This is a genomic window from Nanhaiella sioensis (assembly GCF_046557775.1).
Taxonomy (GTDB): Bacteria; Bacillota; Bacilli; order Bacillales; family SM2101; genus Nanhaiella; species Nanhaiella sioensis.
Genome location: NZ_JBKAEG010000001.1, coordinates 1,847,022 through 1,867,042, shown reverse-complemented (window position 1 = coordinate 1,867,042; position 20,021 = coordinate 1,847,022). Strand labels below are relative to the sequence as shown.

Genomic DNA, 20,021 nt, shown 5'->3' with positions numbered 1-20,021 from the left:
TAATTAGAAAATAATCATCGTTAAATATGGAAGTTGACAAATTACATTACATTATATATCGTAATATACAGATATATCGTATAATAAGATATTATAGAGGTGAACCTAAATGGATGAAGTAAAACGAGTGAATGATGCTTGGACAGATATATATTATTATATGCATATGACACATAAGGAATCGATCTCCCATCAAGCAATACGCATACTTCAGCATCTTGAGAAGAAGGGGAATTTGACAATAGGGGACATTTCGAAATATATGGAAATTAGTCATAATACTGCATCCGAGCATGTGAAGAGGCTAATTCATAAAGGGTATGTGAACAAAAAGAGAGATAATAACGATGAGCGTAGGGTGTATGTATTTCTTTCGAAACTAGGTCTGGATATTATTCATAAACATTCAAGACTGGATGAAGAAAAATTGACAGCTATCTTTTCATCTATTTCTCCAGAGCAGCTACAAGTGATTGATCAAGCTTTTACGATATTGCGGGAGGAGGCAGCTAAATGTACGTGATAGTAAAAATTCTAATTTCTGCATTAATTATTGGTATTGTGACTGAAGTAGCGCGCAAATATCCATCGTATGGAGGTATTATCGCTGCGTTACCTCTCGTAAGTTTACTTAGCTTAATATGGTTATCATTCCAAGGTGAATCGTTAGTGAACTTAAGCAAATTTACAACAGGTGTACTAATCGGCATACCAGCTACAGTCGTTTTATTAGTAATTGTTGGGATATGTTTAAAATTAGCAATGCCACTAGTGTTTTCAATTGGGTTAGGGGTTCTTGGCTGGGCTGGCTTCTTATTTGTACAACAGCTTGTTATGAAGGTAGTTTGAACACATTTTATGAATCCAAACAAAGCCAAAGATAACATACCTTTGGCTTTGTTGAAGTTCTTTCCATACTAACAAATAAGCATGTATCCTAGGCTTCGGGGCATTTTTTCTTTCAGCAACAGCGTGTACGGAAAGAGCGTTCCAATTAGTTAATTAGGAATTTTTATTTAAAGACTATCACTATTAGAGTTTATACTATTTAAGATGTCCTCTTTTAATAGTTCTTTAACCTCTTCAAGTGTTTTACCTTCTGTATCGATACCATGCTTTTCAGCTCGGTCATACAATCTATCTTGACGCTGTTCGAGCAATAAATCAACTATTTCTTCAGTTGTTTTACCTGTCGTATCTATGTCTAGTTCTGATGCACGCTCAAGTATTTTAGCTTCTTTCTCTTCATCAGTTAGAGTGTTCCATTTTTCAGCAAATTGTTCCTTGTTCATTCTTTTGCCATGTGCTTTCCCACTACGTTCACCACTAGGAGCCTGGTCTTTGAGTAACTCCTTTACTTCATCAGCAATTTTACCTTCTGTGTCAATTCCTTGTTCTTCTGCACGGTCAAATAGGCGCTGTTGGCGTTGTTCGTTAATTGAATCTATCACTTCATCAACAGTTTTTCCATCCGTATCAATCCCAAGCTCTGCTGCTCTTTCAAAAATCCTAGTTTCTTTTTCTTCATCAGATAGTTGACTCCATTTTTCAACGAAACTATCTTTATTCATCACTTGGTTTTGATTTTGTCCTCTTTGAAATAAACCACCGTTCTCATTAGCAAATGCATGACTAGCTCCTAGTCCACCTAAAGTTAACGCACCAGCAAGTGCAAATAATCCAATTTTTTTCACTTCTTTTCCTCCTCATCCGAGATATAATTATTGTTTCTACACTTATAGAATAGACAAGAATGATGTGTAAACTATGATAATTTTATGTTAAATTGTGTGATTAACTCGTTAGTGCACACAACAAGTATTATGAGGAAAATTGATATAAATTCATAACCACGTTATTATTATAGTTAAATATGTAAGATAAAAGGTGAGGAGCATGGAGAATACGAATATTAAGCTAATGTTAAAATTACAAAGCTGGGATCCATTAGGTTATGGTATTGGCTTTTATGAAACTGAAAATATAGATGTACTACAAGCCATACATGAGTTAAATGACAAAATTGTTTTGGCGAAACGCATTCAATCAATTTATGAAAATTCCTTTGAGGAGTTAATTCCGCTTAGTGAATGTGAAATCATGGCGCAGGAGCTTTTGCAGATTGCTAACACAGAAATTTGTGATTTGTAAATGGAACAATCATTGAATACACAGGGGATTTAATATTTATAAGCTTTTATACCTATTCTATTTCAGAGTAGGTTTTTTTGCTTTTGCTTTAAACGATGGTAGTTATATTGCCTTCATTTAAAATATTTTTTAAATAACTGAATAAATTGAAATATTTGTTAAGTTAAATACAACCCACAAAAACATATAAGTCAAAATGAACTACTATAGTAGGGTCACCGAAGAAAGGTGGTGAAAACGTGGACTATCGTATTGTTTCTTCTATAGTGTTCCTAATATCCTTATTTCTCGTCATACCTACATACGTGTCTGGGGCAAGCAATGGTAATGCTAACAAAGACCATAAAGTAGAGAGTGAAATAAAAATAACCAGCAAGAATAAAAATAACAACAAAGAAAAAGGAACGTATAACAGTCAGGCGCAAAAAGAAGTTTCAAAAACTAAGAAAAATGAAAAACAGAATCAAGCTAAGGATGATCATAAAAACATTCAGTCAACCAAGAAGACTAATAATGGTAAAAAGAACAAGGCTAACCAGCTGAAAAAGATAAAGGGTAGTCCATCTGATCAAGTTGTAAACCTTAGTGATGATGGACAGAAAGCCATTCAATTTAAGCAATCTATTATTAGGTCGACTAAAACTGAACAAAATATGCAAGAAAGAACAAAGTCAAGTACAACTAACTATGACTCAAGATCTGAAGAACAAAGTAAGAGAGAAATGCTACTAGGCTATATCTATGTTGTGGTAAATATTAACAACTTGCACAGTTCACCTAGCTCTTCTACTGATGGAGGAGGGCAAGGCTCTAACTTAAATCATCAATTACATGCGCTTGAATTAAATCAGCATAGATGGAAAATTTCACAGCAGACGGATTGTTTTTCAAATATCCAAGTCCTGAGCAATCAATGGATAAATGCGCCTCCTTCTCAACCGCCGGATTTATCTTCTTCTTGCTAATTATCAAAATAAATTTTAAAAGAAGAAGGAGAGATTATTAATGAAAAAGGTTGTTAAATCATTTGTTGTAGCGGGAGCAATTTCAGTGAGTCTATTAGTTGGAGCAGGTATGAGTGAAGCTTCAGAACAACAAGAAATAAGTGATATCCAAAGTGTTCAAAAATATGATGAGCGTGATGATATTGAGGAAGTAAAGACGAAGGAAAAAAACAATCCTTCTAAAGAAAATAAAGCAAACTCAAAAGCAAGTGAAAGAGCAAGTGAGAGAGCCAAAGAAAGGGCTTCAGAAAATTCAGCAGTGCATGCATCAATTGAGGAACATATTGAAAGTGATGATATCATAACAAAGCCTCAAAAAGATGAAGAAAGTATAAGAGATGATGATTCTGAGGATCAAGAAGTTAATCGTGAAGAAGATAGTCAGGATAATGAAAATGCTGAAGAAGTAGACGAAGAATTAATCTCTGATAAAAAGACAAATCCATCTTCACAGAATAAAGTAAACTCAAAGGCCAGTATTAGAGCTAATCAACAAGCTAAAATACATGCGTCAGTTAACTCTGCGGTACATGCTACAATAGAAGAAGTGACGAATGATGAAACTGAAGAAATCGCTAAAGAGCTTAAAGAACTAGCATTAGAAGAAGATGCTGAACAAGAAGTTACTGATGGAGAAAAGATAGATGAAGAAAATGTAGTAATAAATCACGTTGACAAAAAAACAAATCCATCTTTGGAGAATAAAGAAAACTCAAAAGCGAGTCATTCAGCAAGTGATTCAGCTAAAGAACATGCTGCAACAAACTCAGCCGTACATTTCATGTCATTAAAAGAAGAGGAAGAAATTGAGTAAATACATTTATGAAAGTTCTATCTGAAGGCTGAATAAATGAAAAAAAACAACGCTTGGTTATCCAGGCGTTGTTTTTAAGTTAATTAAAGAATAACATCTTTTAAAGGGAAGCGAGGTGTTGGATGAGCTGGTGCAGCTGCTTTACCTATAGAAATAAGCATCACAGGAATGTAGCGCTCAGGAACATTAAATTCTTCAACAAATTTTACTGAATCGTAACCACCCATTGGAACAGTGTCATATCCAAGTGACTTAGCAGCTAACATTAATTGCATCGCAGCTAATGATCCATTACGAATTGCTTCATCACGTGCTGCGTTCGGAATGCTAGCATATGCACCGTTAATTTGAGCGATTAATGTATTTTTAGCTTCTTCAGGCATAAAGCCTTTTTTAACTGCTTCGCCATAGACGATTTCTGCATTTTCATTCGCTTGTAAATCACCTAAAACTGCAACCGTTACACTGCTGTCAACAACTTGTTCTTGATTATAAGCGATTGGAAGTAGGCGTTGTTTATCTTCTTCTTTGTCAATAACGATAAATTTCCAATGTTGTAAGTTCCATGAAGATGGTGCTGTTACTGTTAAGTTAAGAATTTCTTCTAGGTCTTCCTTAGGCATTACATGTCCCTTTTCATATTTACGTACTGATGTGCGTGCTTTCATCACTTCTGATGCAGACATATCTTTTTTTGTAGTTGTCATGAGTTAAATTCTCCTAACCTATATTTAATGTAATTTTTTTTGTTACAATTAACTGTCAAAAAAGTTTAATCATTGGTGACAATTAATATTATACTGTAATTCTAGATGTTACAGTTAGAAAAGTCAATAAAAACTATTTAATATTTATAAACATTCTTCGTAACGCATATCCACTTGTTTTTTCGATCTGTATGATTGTATTGATGTTTTCAATTTTTGTAACAAATTTGTAGGCTGTGAAATTTGTTTGTCTAAATATTGATTAGACAACTCTTCAACAATATTTAAAGCAAGCTTAGGGTTATTTCCCATTAATTGAGCATAATTATAAGCATCAATTTGAAAGTATTCAGCATTAGACAAAGCTTTGGCACTTATATGCTTTGAAGAAAAAATTGATCGGTCACCAAAAAATTCGCCTTCATGAACTATTTTCTCAGTACCTTTTTCAGCATCTGTTAAAAGGATCGTTCCTTTTACTAAAAATAACACAGAATTGATAGGTGCTTGAGGACTATATATTACCGTTCCATGTTCGACATGATGGTTTTGTCCGTATGCTTGTAATTTATTTTGATCTTGAAAAATTTGTTCATTATTAGTTGTATAAGACACAACGTTCATATTCATATGATCCCTCCTGAACTGTAATTGTTTTTGCTACATTTAGACCAAATGCTTGGTCGAAACCAAGTCATTTGCTTATATATTTTGTGCATCTTTTTCTTTAATTTGAACTAATATATCAGCAATTGTAAATTGCCCTAAGAAATTACCTAAATGCTCTTCAGCGTCTTGGAAGATGGAAAAAAGCACATGCTTCATGTTTGCACCAATAATACATTGTTCATTTGCTTGGGAGCATTTTGGCTGCAGAGTTCCTTCAGAAGTTATAGAATAAATTTCTTTTAATGTTACTTCACTAGGTTCACAAGCAAGTATAAACCCTCCACCTGCACCCTCTTTTGATTTAATATAGCCATTTTTTTTGAGTAAACTGAGCATCTTACGTATTCTCACTGGATGAACTGAAGCGCTCTCGGCTAAATAGTCACTAGTAGCCATTTTGCCAGGTAATAACGCAAGATATGTGAGGCTATGCACGGCAAGTGAAAATTCACTGTTCATTTTTGTTTTTCTCCCTCCCTTAACTACATGTCAAAAAGGCAATTTCACCTTATTGTATGAACAAAGTTATTGACGGTTAAGTTCTCTATCGCTTACAGCTGTTGTAGCATTCTTTACGCGAACTAGTTCTTTGTTATTTTTGCGAATAGCATTTAGTTTTTTTGTTAGCTTCATGAAAGTTTCTTCATCACGTTCAATAAGTGCGATGTCAATTAAGTTTAACAGATAACCCTCTTGTTGTAAGTCTGAGTGTTGAATAATTGAAATAGTAGTTATTGGCATTTTAATGGATTGTCCTTCAAGTTCATGATTATCACTCTGAACAATACGAACGATTCCAGTTTGTCCTTCTAAAGATTCAATAAAACCATGAAATAGTTCATCATTCCGACTTGTACCTTTCACCCAATCACCGATAAGTAAAGGCTTCATATTTATTCCCTCCTTTGTAATTAATGCTCTTTAACTTAGTTGCAGTTGCTAAAGTGGCGCAGATCAAAGTAGTATTATACGATTTCATCAGCTTTTATTTTATGTGAAGTTTTTCTTGTATGAAAACAAATTAATAATAATAATTACTGTAATTATAAATGTTACAGTAGTGTTCGTCAAGAACTTGGTTTCTATTGGAAGAAGATTAGGTTATTGTATATAATAGGTAGAACATTTTTAATACTGAAAACAGTTATATGATTGAGTTGTTCAAATTTATTGTTAAGTGGAATTTAACTATTATGCGATAATAAATAGTGGTTTCATTAAACTTATGACATGGATATATGGGGATTATTTAGGAGGTAATGACTTTGATAAATTTTGATATGAAATTAGAAAAATACGCTGAGACTGTAGTACAAGTCGGTTTAAATGTTCAAAAGGGTCAAACTGTTTATATTAACACACCTATAGAGGCAACAGATTTCGTTCATAAAGTGGTGAAGCAAGCTTATAAAGCTGGAGCAAAGGATGTATTAGTCGAATACATAGATAGCCAACTAGATCTACTTAAATATGAACTAGCACCTGAAGAAGGGTTAAAGAGTTTTCCACAATGGAAAGTGAAGGGCTTATTAGATATGGCTGAGGATAATGTAGCGTATTTAAACGTTTATGCTCAAAACCCAGAACTTTTGAAGGATATTGATCCAAATCGTGTAGCGGTGGCAACAAAGGCTGCAAGAACAGCTATGAAAGAGTTTCAAGGTTATATAGGTGGGGGAAGAATAAGCTGGGCAATTGTATCAGTGCCTACACCTGAATGGGCGCAGATGATATTTCCGAACTTAAATAAAGAAGAAGCTGTTGAACAGCTTTGGGATCAAATTTTTGCAGTTACACGTATTAATAATAAAGAACCAGTTGAAATGTGGAAGGATCATATTAGCTCCTTAAATGAACGTGCGAATTATTTAAATAAGAAAAAATACAAAAAATTACATTACAGCGGGCCTGGTACCAATTTAACGATTGAATTACCAGATGCACATCAATGGTTATGTGCAAAATTCACAAACGACAAAGGAACAAATTTTGTTCCTAATTTACCTACGGAAGAAGTATTTACTATTCCTGTGAAAACGGGCGTGAATGGGAAGGTGTCGAGTACGAAGCCTCTTCATTATAATGGTACAATTATTAATAATTTTAGTCTGACATTCAAAGATGGGAAGGTTGTAGATTTTGCTGCAGAGGAAGGCTTTGAGGCATTGAAAGGTCTTTTAGAAACAGATGAAGGTGCTTCATACCTTGGGGAAGTAGCGTTAGTACCACATCGTTCACCAATATCTAATTCGAATCTAGTTTTCTATAACACTTTGTATGATGAAAATGCATCTTGTCACCTTGCATTAGGTAATGCATTGCCTATTTGTATTAAAAACGGAAAACAAATGAGTAAAGAAGAGTTACTACAAATCGGGTTTAACGACAGTATCACACATGTAGACTTTATGATTGGATCTGATAAACTTCATATAGACGGTGAAACTGCTGAAGGACTAGTTGAGCCGATTTTCCTTGATGGAAACTGGGTTATTTAACAGCTTGGAGGTAGTATGAGTTTAGAACAGTTTTTACATCGCAAAGTTAATGAATTGTTAATAAACCTTAAGAGTAAGCATATTGAAGTACAAGAAATACATGGTAAAGGGTCTTATTTACGTAGCAAGTGGGAGAAGACATTTGCGAATCATCTGAATGATAGTGAAAAAGTGAAGATATACCTAAACAGTATCGGAGGTTTTTTATGGCATCTTTTTAGCTTTAAGAAGGTGTCGTTTTTACAAGGAGAAGAAGCCGACCTTGTATTTAATAATGAACCTAAAGGGACATGTTATATATTTTATCAGCACATAGATTTGGTGTTACTCATAGAAAATGCTGCTCACATATGTGCGGATGATTTTAAAGATGAACAGGATGTTTATATAGTAGATGAACATTTTAGTTGGACATATGTTGTTACACATGAAAAAGGGGAATTAGGTCCGTATTTTAGTAGAAAAGAGTAACATAAAAGTAACAAAGAGGATTTTTGAATAAATCATAGAATAAAGTATGTGCATGCATTTTTTAAGCAGGAGGTTTTATCGTTGTTATTATATTTTTAATACCCATCTGTTAACAAATATTTTACTAATATGACAGATAGGGAGCTGGAAATTTTGAAATATACATCGTCATTTGATGGAGTTACTCATGAAATGTTGGAAGGTTTTTTTGTAGATTGGCCGAATCCGCCTAGTCCAGAAACACATTTAAGGTTGTTGATAAATAGCTATAAAGTTATCATTGCGATAGATGAAACAAATAATCAAGTTGTTGGATTTATTACAGCTATAAGTGATGGCGTTCTTTCTGCTTACATTCCTTTACTAGAAGTGTTGCCGGCATACAAAAACAAAGGGGTTGGAAAGGAATTAGTCACGAGAATGCTACAAGAGCTTAATGACATGTACATGATAGACGTGATGTGTGATGAGGACCTTCAGCCTTACTATGAAAAGTTTGGCATGACGAGATCTACCGGTATGATAATAAGAAACTATAATAAGCAATCAGGTAGAGGTTAATAAATTACATATGTTAAATGGAAAGAGGTTGGATGCTTATCCAGTCTCTTTTGTAAATTAGTGCTATTCATTGATCGAAAGGATCTTCGTTTACAGTTAAGGAGATATAACAGGCTATTTGCTTCATTAAAATGATAAGCCACTTTTTATGGTCCCAATTTGGTGATAATAGAAAAAATTTTACGAAAAGAGCCTTACAATAACATGACTATTGAGGTGTGATTTATATGGCTGATGAAGTTTGCATAAGACCAATAAAACGTGAAGAATTACAATCATTATTACATTTGTATACACATTTGAATTCAGATGATCCAGAACTATCTGCTACCGATATAGCACCTTTATGGAAACAAATTTGCTGTAACCCTCATACATACTATATCGTTGCAGATAAAAATGGTCAGCTAGTTGCATCATGTGTACTAAACATTATAATGAATTTGACGAGGAGCGCACGTCCTTATGGCTTAATAGAAAATGTGGTTACTCACAGTAATTATAGACGTAAAGGGTATGGAACGAAGGTATTGCAGGCAGCGTTGGACATTGCATGGGAACAAAACTGTTATAAAGTGATGCTCCTTACCGGCTCCAAAAAAGAAGAGACATTATCTTTTTACGAACGTGCAGGGTTTAAAAAAGGGATAAAAACTGGTTTTATCGCTACTCCTTGAAAACATCGCAAGATATCATTTTTAGCTTCATTTGTTGGAAATACAGACCTGAAATACATAATCCTCTAGTTTTCTTGCCTCAAAGCATATTTATGTAACTAGAAGGCTAAAATGAGCCTTCATGTATACAGTTGTATTTGAACTGCTTAGTAAAATCATCGTTTTAGTTTAAAAAGGATGATCCCTGATAGAATAATACATATGCCGACTACTTTATTCCATGTAATCGCAATTGTATTAAACCCAAACCAACCGAAGGTATCAATGAGAAGCGCTACAGTAAACTGAGATACTAAAACAACAGAAACAGCATAGGCTGGCCCAATATGTCGAATACCTTTCATAATACAAAATACAATTCCTACGCCAATTACTCCGCTAAAGAGATAGAGTTTGTTTATATTTTTCAATTGGAATAAACTAGTATCATTAGTCAAATAAAAGATGGGTAATGAGGCAATGAAGCCTAATCCTAGAACGAGTGTAGTCGTTGCCCAAGAACCTACACGTTCACTAACTCTTGCATTAAATACGGTTTGAATGCTAATCAATATACCTGTAATGATTGATAATATAACGCCTTGCATATTATTCCTCCCTAGTTATTCATAAATATTTCCTTCTGCTCGTTCACGTAATAGATTAAGGTTTTTTACGTAAATTGCACCTTTTCTACGCTCTATCACACCTTCTTCATCTAGTTTTTGAATGACACGATTTAAATGTCGATAGCTCGTCCCAATTAAATCAGCTAGCTCAGTCAAGTTCGATGTTCTCATTTCTTGATGAAATAATGAACCCTCTTCATCAGATGAAATCGATAGTAAATAGCTTGCAAGCCGCACTTCGACAGAGTAAAGTATATTTAAACTAGATGTTTGGGATTCAGTAAAAAATTTATGGGTCATTATTTCAAGTAAAAATTTCACAAAAGTGACTCGGTTCTCCTCTTTATTTCTAATTTGCTCATACGATACCCCGATTAAATAGCCATCAGAAGCAGCTTCAACCGTATAAATCACTTTGTTTTTTTTAATAAATTCTATATCTCCAATGATTGCAATAGGTTTTTTGAAGCGTACTATCCTTGTCTTTCCTTCAGGAGAAATCGTATATATTTTAATTTTTCCTTTTACTAGAAAATACATATGATTTAATGTATCTCCTCTTGTGCATAAAGTCTCTCCTTTAACGATACGATGTAATGTCATCTTCTTTTGGGTTTCTTGTGAAAAAACGGAATCCAACTGATGGTAATTAAGATATTGTATTAGTAAACTTGGATTATTAACCTTGTCCATCATGTATCACCAATCTTCATTAAATTTTAAAGACAATCACTCCACAAAACATTAAAGCAATTCCAAGCAATTTTGACCAAGAGATGCGCTGTTTTTGCTCTTCAAACAAACCTTTAGTCTCAATAATAAATGCTGAAAATAACTGAGCTATTAATAATACTGCAACAGCAAAGGTAGGACCTATAAGGTTGATTGCGGTCATTTGTCCGAATACGATCATAACCCCAAATGTTCCACCTAGAAGGTAAAGGAATGGTGTCTTTTGAAATCCACCTCTTTGTCCATCTCTCACAAACAAATAAATGACGAATGAAATGATAAATCCAATCAAATGAATGAGTGAGGTCGTATGCCATGGTCCCAGATCATCACTTAACCGGGCATTAAAAGCACCTTGTAAAGTTATAAAAATTCCTGCTGCTAGAGAATATAGCAAACCTTTCATGATATCCCTTCCTCTCAAATTCGTTATAAATTAATTAAAATATAAAAGTGAAGTAAGAAGAAAGGACATATGTCCTTATTTTAGTCATTTTCTTTCAATCATAATATTGGTGAAGTGGTTATAATCATTTGATTTGTTAATAAATTACTTCTTTAAATTAGTAATCGTATCTACGTCGCGCTATTGTCCTTTAGGAATTACAACATCGTTTCCAAAAGCGCCTAACAATTAAGATTGATGAGGTGAGAATAGCTAAAAAATTAATTCTAAATTGACATTACTTTATAATTAGATTAATATCTAATTAGATGTATATCTAATTGAAGTGGAAGGGGGATAAATCGTGCAATTAGAAAAAATTGTTCAGTTTCATAAAGTTCTTGGTGATCCGACAAGAATTCGTATTTTAGTGTTGTTGGCACAAGGGCCGTTACATGGTCAAGCAATAGCGGGAAAGTTAGGGTTAAGGCCACCGACGATTACTCATCATGTTACTAAATTAAGAGATCTAGGACTCATTAAAGAAAAAAGGGAGAAAAATACGATTTATTTTTACTTAATTAAGAAAGATCTAGAACATAAATCGCTAGCGCTAATAAATGTTATTAACGATAAGGGAGAAGTAGGTATGAGTCGTGATACAAATAATCAAGCAATACTAAACAACTTTGTTACGGGTGATGGGAAATTAAAAACGATACCTGCACAAAGAAAGAAGAAGTTAATTATCTTAGAATATATTATTAAAGGGCTAGAGCAGGGACGAAAGTACACCGAAAGAGAGATTAATGAACATATTAAACAATTTCATGATGATTATGCCACTTTACGTAGAGAGCTTATTATGGGACATTATATGTATAGGGAAAAAGGAATTTATGAATTAAATCCCCAAGAAATGTGGGCAAAAATTGATTAGGTTGAATGGCTCTTTTCGTAAACTATGTTGAAATTGTTATAAAAATTGTATAGAATAACTAAATTTTATGGTGTTTCATAATAAAAAAAGTAGAAAAGATGCCCCGAAGTGTATAGGAATAATACGTGCTTATAGCAAAGAATGAAAAACAGCAATCAATGTGAAGACAGCCTAGTGTAAAGAGACGTTTGTTGATTATAGAGGGGGATGTTTTATACGACACTCCTTTGGCTGTTGTAAGAGGTGAGGAAAGTGGAAGTGTCCCAGCTTTATGTGATCATTATAATGATGGTCATTGTAAGTTTCATTCTCATTGGGGGAGTAGTCTTGGAGGTTATTAGTACGCGGAAAAATTATGGCGTCGTAATGGACTCTAAGATTTTATTTCTCATGAATGTAGTTGTAACCATTCTATTTCCGTTTATTTTCCAAAAATTCGGCAATATTATGGAGAATATAAGTTTTTATCTAATTTTTGTTTTCTCCATTTTCGTCATCCTTTTTTTGAGATTTTATTATGGTGGAAGAAGTATAACAGTTTATGAGATTACACAGCAAGAGGTAAAAGCTATCATTAAAGAAGTGTTAGATCATTTGCAAATCGTATATGAAGAGAAGGAAGATGATGTGAATGATAAGTACATATTTGACTTAGTCAATGACCGAGCGAAAGTAGTGATGAGTTGGCACCCTCTAAGAGGTCATAAAAGGACGACGATAAATATATCTATTAAGCGGTGGTGGAGAATATCTCGTCATGAAGAGGTATTGCAAGACATGCTTCTAAAATTAAAGGCAAACAGACAAAAAAAGTGGTATTGGGAAAAGCATACTCTCATCTTTATCGTATTGTTAATCTATATTGTTTTTATAATTAATATTATTGCTAAAATCAACTCATGAAATTAAATTTGGCTACCAACCAATGTATTTATATGAACCGATACGGTTTTTGGATCAAGAATCGTATAGATGACTAGCGCAAAGAGCTTTATCAAATTTAGCAATTCAAACACCCCTCATACATAAATTTTAACTAGTATATGAACGTAAGGTTTATTTTGCTTGTGTATAAACAACATCTCAATGAAAATCATATGGAATATATGACGTATGAAATAAAGGAATTTAAGATCTAGCTCTATAGTAAATCGGGATAAAAGCATGAATGGGGTTAGGAGCAAGGCTATAATACAAAAATGCTTTTATAATATTGGAATATACATAAAATCAGAAGTAAACTGAATGAATTATGGTGAATAAGTATGAAATAATCCACATAAGTAAGCTAAAAAAATCTAGATCTAAAAATAGGGTTGCGTCTAAGTCGAATATTCGACTTAGACGCAACTCTTATTTATTCTTCATTAGTTTATTTTAATTGTACTTTAGCACCTTTATTAAAATTATTATTACATGATATACCATGAACTTTATGAACAATATTTCCTAAATAAAGTAAAAAGTTGTTATTTTTATAATATTCACAAAATAATACTCTTGCTTTTATAATTGAAAGCGTTATCAAACATAGGATAAGGGGGGATTTTGTGGTGAAAAGATTGTGGGCTTTGATGTTCTGTACATTTATATTACTGTTGGGTGCTTGTAGTAGTAATGCAAATAATGATGCGTCTACAGGTGAATGGCAACCAACTAAACCGATTGAAGTTATTGCTCCAGGTGGTGCTGGTGGTGGATGGGATACTACTGCACGTACTGTCTCAAAAGTTCTAGAACAAGAAGGGTTAGTAAGTGAACGTATGGCAGTTGTGAATAAACCTGGTGGTGGAGGTGCAGTGGGGTGGGCGTATGTAAACAAGAAAAAGGATGATAATCATACAATTTTCGTTACGTCACCACCTATTTTGTTTGTCCCATTAAATGGTCAATCAGATGTAGGTCATAATGATTTTACTCCCATTGCTGGGGTGATTGCTGATTTTGCAGCTTTTATTGTTCACGCAGATTCACCTTTTAATAATATGAATGACCTAGTGAAAGCCTTAAAGGCAGATCCCCAATCAATTTCTGTAGTTGGTGATTCTGCTCCAGGAAGCATGGATCATTTGCAGTTTGTAAAAGCTGTAAAGGCTGCTGGTGTTGATATAAAGCAATTAAAATATGTATCTGCACAGGATGGTAGTGGAATGAGCATGTTGCTTGGTAATAAGGTTGATGTGTATTCTACTGGATTGGCTGAAGCAGCTGAACAAGCGAAAGCAGGAAAGGTCAAAGTATTGGCGATAACGGCCCCAGAGCGTCTTGAAGGGGAGATTGTTTCGGAATTCCCAACATTAAAAGATCAAGGAATAGATGATGAGTTTGTAGTTTGGCGTGGCTTTATGGGAACACCTGATATGGACCCTATAGCAACAAAATATTATGAAACAGCTATTAAAAATATGATGGAGACTGAGGCTTGGAAGGAGCAAAGAGATAATTTTGGCTGGAAAGATAATTTTATGAGCGGTAAAGAATTTAAAGCATTTCTAGATAAAGAATATGAAACGATGGAAAAGCTTATGAAAGAAATTGGTCTTGCTAATTAGTAGTTGCAAGGGGTTGTTTTAAAAGGTCAGAATCTTAAATGTTAAAAAAAAATGTTGATATATCAACTTTCATTAACGTGGAGAGGGGTGTCTCTAAGCCGAAAAAATTCGACTTATCAGACAGCCCCTTTAATATAAATATTTAAACATTCGGTTGCTCATTTCTTATAAAAGTAGGTGTTTTATGTGTTCAAGACAATGGATCGTAAACTTTCATTGATATGTATTGCAATTGCTACTTGCTATTTGTTTTTAAGCTACCGGCTTCCAGAATATCCGTACGCTATTATGGATGCTGATGTCATTCCAAAAGGACTAGGGTTTTTGCTTGTCATTCTTGCTTTCTTGCTTTTTCTTCAAAATAAGCAAGAGACGGAACAAGAGCGGGAAAAGAGGAATGTTGATCCAAAGGAAATTCGCATGCTACTTGTTGTTCTTATCATCATAATTATTTATATTTTTTTACTCGAGATAATTGGATTTGTTATTAATACGTTTTTATTTTTGCTAGTACTCATACGGTTATTAGGATATAAAAAATGGTTAAGTAATACGCTTGTCTCAATCATTTTACCTATAGTCATTTATTTTGCATTTAATTACCTGCTCAAAATTTACTTACCTCAAGGAATCTTACCATTCTAGTGAGAGGAGATAATGTTTATGGAAGGTTTAGATAGCTTATTATATGGATTTGATGTAGCACTCTCATGGACGAATATACTATATGCATTTGTTGGTGTATTAGCAGGGACGATTATTGGTATGTTACCAGGATTAGGTCCTATTAGCGCCATTGCAATAATGATTCCTCTTAGTTATGGTATGGAAGCTGCATCTGCCTTAATATTGATGGCTGGCGTGTATTATGGAGCTGTATTTGGTGGCTCAACATCATCAATATTACTAAATGCTCCTGGCGTATCTGGAACAGTCGCAACATCTTTTGATGGTTACCCACTCGCAAAGCAAGGAAAAGCAGGAAAAGCCTTAGCAATTGCTGCAATTTCTTCTTTTTCAGGGGGGACGATGGGCGTTATTGCTTTAATGTTAATTGCTCCATTAATGGCACGTGTAGCAATTACTTTCGGACCAACTGAATATTTTGCATTAATGTTATTAGGATTGACAGCCATCTCAAGTTTATCAGAAGGATCAACAATTAAGGCATTAATTTCCGCAACAGTAGGTATGATGGTGGCTACGGTCGGCATGGAGCAACAAACCGGAACACAGCGCTTTACTTTTGATAGTATAAATCTAATAGAAGGGATCGACTTTCTTATTATAGCTTTAGGATTATTTGCTCTATCTGAAGTTTGTTCTTTAATTTTGTCACGACATCAAAAATCAAATGATAAAACGAGTGTCGGAAAATTAACGATAACAAAACAAGAGGCAAAAGAAATCTCGGGGCCAATTGCGAGACATTCTATACTTGGCTTTTTACTCGGAGTATTACCTGGCGCGGGGGCTACAATTGCTTCGTTCATGTCTTATATTACTGAGAAACGGATAGCGAAGAATCCCTCTTCCTTTGGCAAAGGGAACTTGAAAGGGATAGCTGCCCCTGAAACTTCTAACAATGCAGCAACGAGTGGTGCATTCGTTCCATTGCTAACGTTAGGAATCCCTGGGTCAGGTACAACAGCTGTTTTACTTGGGGCACTTATGGTAGTTGGTGTCCAGCCTGGTCCACTAATGCTACAAGATCATCCCGATGTCTTTTGGGGAGTTATAGCTAGTATGTATATTGGTAATATCTTTTTATTAGTATTAAATTTACCGTTAATTCCTTTTATCGCGAAAATTTTGTACATCCCAAAACAGATGCTAATCGCTTTGATCATTGTATTTTGTTTAATTGGTGTTTATGGGGTGAGTTTTAATACATTCGACTTATATTTACTAATTGCATTTGGTGTTCTTGGTTATATGATGCGTCTCTACTCTTTTCCAGCACCGCCGTTTATTTTAGCTTTTATATTAGGAGGGATGATGGAACAATATTTCAGTCAAGCATTGACAATTTCTAACGGACATTATAGTACTTTTATAGAAAGCCCGATAACAATCATTTTATTAAGTTTATCTTTGCTTTCGCTATGTATTCCATTTATTCAAAGTCGGGTGAAAAATAATTATAATGGCATAAATAAGGGTGTGTAAATATAGTTGTGTTTAATACTAAATAGTAAAATATCTACGTTCAGGCCTTCCAACAGTTCCATAGGTAAGGTCAGCCCTAACTTTATCAACAGAAACTAAATATTCTAAATATCGGCGAGCTGTCGTACGACTGACGCCGATATCTTGTCCTAATTCTTCGGCAGTTATTCCTTTATCATATGAGCCCACTTCATCCAACACTTTGGTTAGTGTTAAAGGATCTATTCCTTTCGGTGTTAATTGTTGTTGATCATCTTTTCTAATTGAACGAAATAAATCATCTACATCTTGCTGTTCAAACATAATAGTATTATCGATTTGTTGCTTATAAACTTTATATTTTTCTAATGTATCTTTAAATCTTGGGAAAATAATTGGTTTAATAATATAATCAATTGCTCCGCCTCTTATAGCATCCTGAACCTTTGCTGCTTCTTTTGCGGCCGTTATCATGATTACATCTGTATTTCGGTAATGTCTTCTAATATACCATAGCAAGTCCATTCCATCTTCTCCAGGAAAATAAACATCTAGCAAAACAAGATCTGGATGTAATATTTCTAATAATTCATAAGCTTCTTCCGAATTTGTTGCGATACCGCATACAATAAAATTTGAAATCTTTTCAGTAAAGCGTCGATTGATCTCTGCTATACGCGTATCATCCTCCACAATAAGTACCTTGATTTCACTCATGTTTTGTCTCCCCTTTGGCTTTTGGAACAACGACTGTAAAGTTTGCCCCACCTAAGTTGCTTTTTGACAAAGTTATATACCCTTGTAAATTGTCCACGGCTTTTTCTACTAAGTGTAAGCCGTAACCTCTGTTTGAATTCTTTTTTGTACTAAAGCCTTTAGTGAAAATTTTCTCCTCCATATTTTTTGGTATGCCATTTCCTGAGTCTTCAACTTCAAAAATAATATCGTGTCCAATATCTGTCATAAATAATTGTACGACTCTGTCTTTTGGAGGTAATTCAAGAACTGCTTCGAAGGAATTTTCAAGTAGGTTACCTAAAATGGTAACTAATTTTTCTTTCTGAATGGTAGTAGGGATATCTTTTAAACTACTATCATTATGAACTACAAAATTTACTTTCAACTCATGCGCCCGATTATACTTTCCTAGAATTAAAGCTGATATAAGAGTATTAGGAACCGCTTTCATTAAAAAGTGAACTAAATTTTGGTACCCTGACGTCTCCGACTGTATTAAATCAAGTGCTTCTTGATGTGATTCCAACTGAATTAATCCTGCTATTGTATAAAGTTTGTTTGAATACTCATGAGTTTGTGCACGAAGTATTTCCGTATACTGTTGAACTTGAGAGAGCTCATTCGATAATTGGTCAATTTCGGTTTTTTTTCTGAAACTTGCGACAACTCCACTTATATGATTGTTAGTGAAAATAGGTATTCTATTAACAATCGTATCATAATTTCCAATTTGTAATTCATCATTATAGTGACTTTCACTTGTTTCAAGTACTTCCAGCATTTTTGTATGTGGTAAAACTTGTTGAATTTGTTTTCCTACTATTAGTTCAGATGGAGGTAAAGCTAAAATTTGATACGCCTTTTGATTGGCTAATGTGATTTTCCCTTCATGATTAATTGCTATAATACCTTCATGTATTGATTCGAGGATGGCATTCTTTTCTATAAATAACTGTGCGATCTCTCTTGGCTCTAAACCAAAAATTTGGTTTTTGAAATTTGTAGCGATAGAAACTGCACCTAAAATACCAATTGCTAGCACGATAATAATTAAAATGATCACTTTTGTTTTATACTCTTGGATAATAACTTGTACGTCTTCGGTTAAAAAACCTACAGACACAATTCCTATAACAGAGCCATCTTCATCAACTATGGGGACTTTACCTCGGATGGAAGGACCTAATGTCCCTACTGCTTGAGAAACATAAGATTCTCCAAGTAGTAACGCGCGATCATTATCACCACCTACCATATGTTTCCCAATTCGATCTTGAATTGGATGGGAGTAACGAATACCATCCTGATTTCCTACTACTATGAATTCAGCACCAGTTTGTACTCTAATATTTTCTACAAGTGGTTGAATGATAATAGAAGGATTCTCAAGCTCAAAAGCATCAGAAATTTTCTGGATAGATGAAACTGTTTTAGAGACAGCCAATGCTCGTTTCCCAATTTGGCTTTCTATACTTTCTGACAACATCGAATTAAATAAGGCGCCGGCAATGATTAGAATAAACATTAATAATAAAACAATTAATAAAGCCATTTTTGTTTGAAGTTGAAGTGACTTTATCGATTTCATCCCATATGTCTCCTTTGTAGACATTCTCTAAACCTATTATAACGTTTTCTAAAGTTATTATAATAATAAATTAAGATAGTAAAACATTTTACTTTTGCTAAAATATAGATATTGAATATAGTTCTTGGGAGGATCAAATTATGTCTACATTACAAAAAGCAATTAAGCTGAGGGAAGAAGGTCATTTAGAGTCTTCAAAGGAGTTAATGCTAAAGCTTGTTGATGAAGAGCCTAACAATCCAACAGTGCTATATCAATGCGCTTGGTCACATGATGTACTTGGACTTGAAGTTGAAGCGGTCCCTTATTATGTGAAAGCACTAGAAACTGGTTTAACTGGCGAAGACAAAAGGGGAGCATTGTTAGGGTTAGGGAGCACATATAGAACGATAGGTGAATACCAGCTAGCAAAAGAAACGTTAGAAAATGGCTTAAAAGAATTCCCACATGCAAATGAGTTTTATCCTTTTTATGCTATGGCTTTACACAATTTGGGACATCACAAAGAATCAATGGAAGTATTATTGCGTAACTTGGCTGAATTAACGAATGATGAGGGTATTAAGCAATATCAAAAGGCAATTCTCTTTTATGCAGATAAACTAGATAAAGTATGGACCTGATCATTTAATTAAACGTTTGTTGAAATTTCCCCCATTCGATTGCTATTGTACTTATATAGGAACATTAAGGTGAGGTTATTTAAGACAAAGATAATAACTTTGTTGCTTATTCGACAAAGATAAAAATGCTCTGTTAGTTAACTTTGTTGTTTGAA

The 20,021-nt window shown here is 34.0% G+C and carries 26 protein-coding genes; 16 read left to right on the top strand and 10 right to left on the bottom strand.

The genetic code is table 11. The features are described 5' to 3' along the window. Positions 1 to 109: 109 nt before the first annotated feature. The gene (locus V1503_RS08665) at positions 110 to 523 is read left to right on the top strand and encodes a MarR family winged helix-turn-helix transcriptional regulator (protein WP_214484789.1); all 414 of its coding nucleotides are present in this window, start codon (positions 110 to 112) and stop codon (positions 521 to 523) included. After that, positions 514 to 849: a DUF3147 family protein gene (locus V1503_RS08660; RefSeq protein ID WP_410626299.1), complete on the top strand. Its 336-nt coding sequence runs from the start codon at positions 514 to 516 to the stop codon at positions 847 to 849. The genes V1503_RS08665 and V1503_RS08660 overlap by 10 nt, the downstream gene beginning before the upstream one ends. A gap of 167 nt (positions 850 to 1,016) precedes the next feature. On the opposite strand, the gene V1503_RS08655 is transcribed toward V1503_RS08660, so the two are convergent. Further along, positions 1,017 to 1,694, bottom strand: a complete 678-nt coding sequence (locus V1503_RS08655; RefSeq protein ID WP_410626298.1) for a hypothetical protein — start codon at positions 1,692 to 1,694, stop codon at positions 1,017 to 1,019. 202 nt (positions 1,695 to 1,896) lie between these two features. Between V1503_RS08655 and V1503_RS08650 the strand changes: the two genes are divergently transcribed. The 3 genes from V1503_RS08650 (at position 1,897) to V1503_RS08640 (ending at position 3,969) form a co-directional block, all read left to right on the top strand. Next, the gene (locus V1503_RS08650) at positions 1,897 to 2,151 is read left to right on the top strand and encodes a DUF1871 family protein (protein WP_214484786.1); all 255 of its coding nucleotides are present in this window, start codon (positions 1,897 to 1,899) and stop codon (positions 2,149 to 2,151) included. 239 nt (positions 2,152 to 2,390) lie between these two features. Then, positions 2,391 to 3,116, top strand: coding sequence for a hypothetical protein (locus V1503_RS08645; protein ID WP_410626296.1), 726 nt, complete (start codon positions 2,391 to 2,393; stop codon positions 3,114 to 3,116). A gap of 40 nt (positions 3,117 to 3,156) precedes the next feature. After that, the gene (locus V1503_RS08640; RefSeq protein WP_410626294.1) at positions 3,157 to 3,969 is read left to right on the top strand and encodes a hypothetical protein; all 813 of its coding nucleotides are present in this window, start codon (positions 3,157 to 3,159) and stop codon (positions 3,967 to 3,969) included. 83 nt (positions 3,970 to 4,052) lie between these two features. Here V1503_RS08640 and V1503_RS08635 read toward each other — a convergent pair whose 3' ends face one another. The 4 genes from V1503_RS08635 to V1503_RS08620 form a co-directional block, all read right to left on the bottom strand. Beyond that, positions 4,053 to 4,676 carry a nitroreductase family protein gene (locus V1503_RS08635; protein ID WP_320259368.1) on the bottom strand — a complete coding sequence of 208 codons (624 nt, stop codon included), beginning with the start codon at positions 4,674 to 4,676 and terminating at the stop codon, positions 4,053 to 4,055. Positions 4,677 to 4,820: 144 nt separating this feature from the next. Next, a complete protein-coding gene (locus V1503_RS08630; RefSeq protein WP_410626292.1) occupies positions 4,821 to 5,306 on the bottom strand; it encodes a Crp/Fnr family transcriptional regulator in 486 nt (161 codons plus the stop codon). Positions 5,307 to 5,378: 72 nt separating this feature from the next. Then, complete coding sequence (locus V1503_RS08625) at positions 5,379 to 5,804, bottom strand: RrF2 family transcriptional regulator (protein WP_214484412.1); 426 nt, start codon at positions 5,802 to 5,804, stop codon at positions 5,379 to 5,381. A gap of 66 nt (positions 5,805 to 5,870) precedes the next feature. Continuing rightward, positions 5,871 to 6,236 carry an IDEAL domain-containing protein gene (locus V1503_RS08620; protein ID WP_410626290.1) on the bottom strand — a complete coding sequence of 122 codons (366 nt, stop codon included), beginning with the start codon at positions 6,234 to 6,236 and terminating at the stop codon, positions 5,871 to 5,873. A 368-nt stretch (positions 6,237 to 6,604) separates the two neighbouring features. Here V1503_RS08620 and V1503_RS08615 point away from each other — a divergent pair, with 368 nt between their 5' ends. The 4 genes from V1503_RS08615 to V1503_RS08600 all read left to right on the top strand — a co-directional run bounded on the left by V1503_RS08615 (position 6,605) and on the right by V1503_RS08600 (position 9,552). Next, positions 6,605 to 7,843 (top strand): aminopeptidase, encoded by a 1,239-nt coding sequence (locus V1503_RS08615; protein ID WP_410626288.1) that lies wholly within the window; start codon positions 6,605 to 6,607, stop codon positions 7,841 to 7,843. 15 nt (positions 7,844 to 7,858) lie between these two features. Then, positions 7,859 to 8,314 carry a DUF4275 family protein gene (locus V1503_RS08610; RefSeq protein WP_410626286.1) on the top strand — a complete coding sequence of 152 codons (456 nt, stop codon included), beginning with the start codon at positions 7,859 to 7,861 and terminating at the stop codon, positions 8,312 to 8,314. A gap of 192 nt (positions 8,315 to 8,506) precedes the next feature. After that, entirely contained in the window at positions 8,507 to 8,875 is a 369-nt protein-coding gene (locus V1503_RS08605) for a GNAT family N-acetyltransferase (protein WP_410629417.1), read from the top strand. A gap of 227 nt (positions 8,876 to 9,102) precedes the next feature. After that, the gene (locus V1503_RS08600; RefSeq protein ID WP_214484417.1) at positions 9,103 to 9,552 is read left to right on the top strand and encodes a GNAT family N-acetyltransferase; all 450 of its coding nucleotides are present in this window, start codon (positions 9,103 to 9,105) and stop codon (positions 9,550 to 9,552) included. A gap of 155 nt (positions 9,553 to 9,707) precedes the next feature. Here the strand turns inward: V1503_RS08600 and V1503_RS08595 are convergent, their stop codons facing one another. The 3 genes from V1503_RS08595 to V1503_RS08585 are packed head-to-tail and all read right to left on the bottom strand — an operon-like array spanning position 9,708 to position 11,298. Continuing rightward, complete coding sequence (locus V1503_RS08595; RefSeq protein ID WP_410626284.1) at positions 9,708 to 10,139, bottom strand: DMT family transporter; 432 nt, start codon at positions 10,137 to 10,139, stop codon at positions 9,708 to 9,710. Positions 10,140 to 10,154: 15 nt separating this feature from the next. Continuing rightward, positions 10,155 to 10,853 (bottom strand): Crp/Fnr family transcriptional regulator, encoded by a 699-nt coding sequence (locus V1503_RS08590; RefSeq protein WP_410626282.1) that lies wholly within the window; start codon positions 10,851 to 10,853, stop codon positions 10,155 to 10,157. 19 nt (positions 10,854 to 10,872) lie between these two features. Then, a complete protein-coding gene (locus V1503_RS08585) occupies positions 10,873 to 11,298 on the bottom strand; it encodes a DMT family transporter (RefSeq protein ID WP_410626280.1) in 426 nt (141 codons plus the stop codon). 343 nt (positions 11,299 to 11,641) lie between these two features. Between V1503_RS08585 and V1503_RS08580 the strand changes: the two genes are divergently transcribed. The 6 genes from V1503_RS08580 (at position 11,642) to V1503_RS08555 (ending at position 16,938) form a co-directional block, all read left to right on the top strand. Continuing rightward, the gene (locus V1503_RS08580) at positions 11,642 to 12,217 is read left to right on the top strand and encodes a DUF2087 domain-containing protein (RefSeq protein ID WP_410626278.1); all 576 of its coding nucleotides are present in this window, start codon (positions 11,642 to 11,644) and stop codon (positions 12,215 to 12,217) included. 191 nt (positions 12,218 to 12,408) lie between these two features. After that, complete coding sequence (locus tag V1503_RS08575) at positions 12,409 to 12,558, top strand: hypothetical protein (RefSeq protein WP_410626276.1); 150 nt, start codon at positions 12,409 to 12,411, stop codon at positions 12,556 to 12,558. Further along, positions 12,545 to 13,120, top strand: a complete 576-nt coding sequence (locus tag V1503_RS08570) for a hypothetical protein (protein WP_410626274.1) — start codon at positions 12,545 to 12,547, stop codon at positions 13,118 to 13,120. Before V1503_RS08575 ends, V1503_RS08570 begins: the two co-directional genes overlap by 14 nt. 671 nt (positions 13,121 to 13,791) lie before the next feature. After that, on the top strand, positions 13,792 to 14,769 hold the full coding sequence (locus V1503_RS08565) for a tripartite tricarboxylate transporter substrate binding protein (RefSeq protein ID WP_410629416.1): 978 nt from the start codon (positions 13,792 to 13,794) through the stop codon (positions 14,767 to 14,769). 186 nt (positions 14,770 to 14,955) lie between these two features. Further along, complete coding sequence (locus tag V1503_RS08560; protein ID WP_214484423.1) at positions 14,956 to 15,414, top strand: tripartite tricarboxylate transporter TctB family protein; 459 nt, start codon at positions 14,956 to 14,958, stop codon at positions 15,412 to 15,414. 18 nt (positions 15,415 to 15,432) lie between these two features. Then, a complete protein-coding gene (locus tag V1503_RS08555) occupies positions 15,433 to 16,938 on the top strand; it encodes a tripartite tricarboxylate transporter permease (RefSeq protein WP_410626272.1) in 1,506 nt (501 codons plus the stop codon). Between the two features lie 18 nt (positions 16,939 to 16,956). Here V1503_RS08555 and V1503_RS08550 read toward each other — a convergent pair whose 3' ends face one another. Then, entirely contained in the window at positions 16,957 to 17,634 is a 678-nt protein-coding gene (locus V1503_RS08550; RefSeq protein ID WP_410626270.1) for a response regulator, read from the bottom strand. Next, positions 17,627 to 19,243: an ATP-binding protein gene (locus V1503_RS08545; RefSeq protein ID WP_410626268.1), complete on the bottom strand. Its 1,617-nt coding sequence runs from the start codon at positions 19,241 to 19,243 to the stop codon at positions 17,627 to 17,629. Before V1503_RS08545 ends, V1503_RS08550 begins: the two co-directional genes overlap by 8 nt. A 140-nt stretch (positions 19,244 to 19,383) precedes the next feature. On the opposite strand from V1503_RS08545, the gene V1503_RS08540 reads away from it, so the two are divergent. Beyond that, on the top strand, positions 19,384 to 19,866 hold the full coding sequence (locus V1503_RS08540; RefSeq protein ID WP_410626266.1) for a tetratricopeptide repeat protein: 483 nt from the start codon (positions 19,384 to 19,386) through the stop codon (positions 19,864 to 19,866). The last annotated feature ends 155 nt before the right edge of the window (positions 19,867 to 20,021 follow it).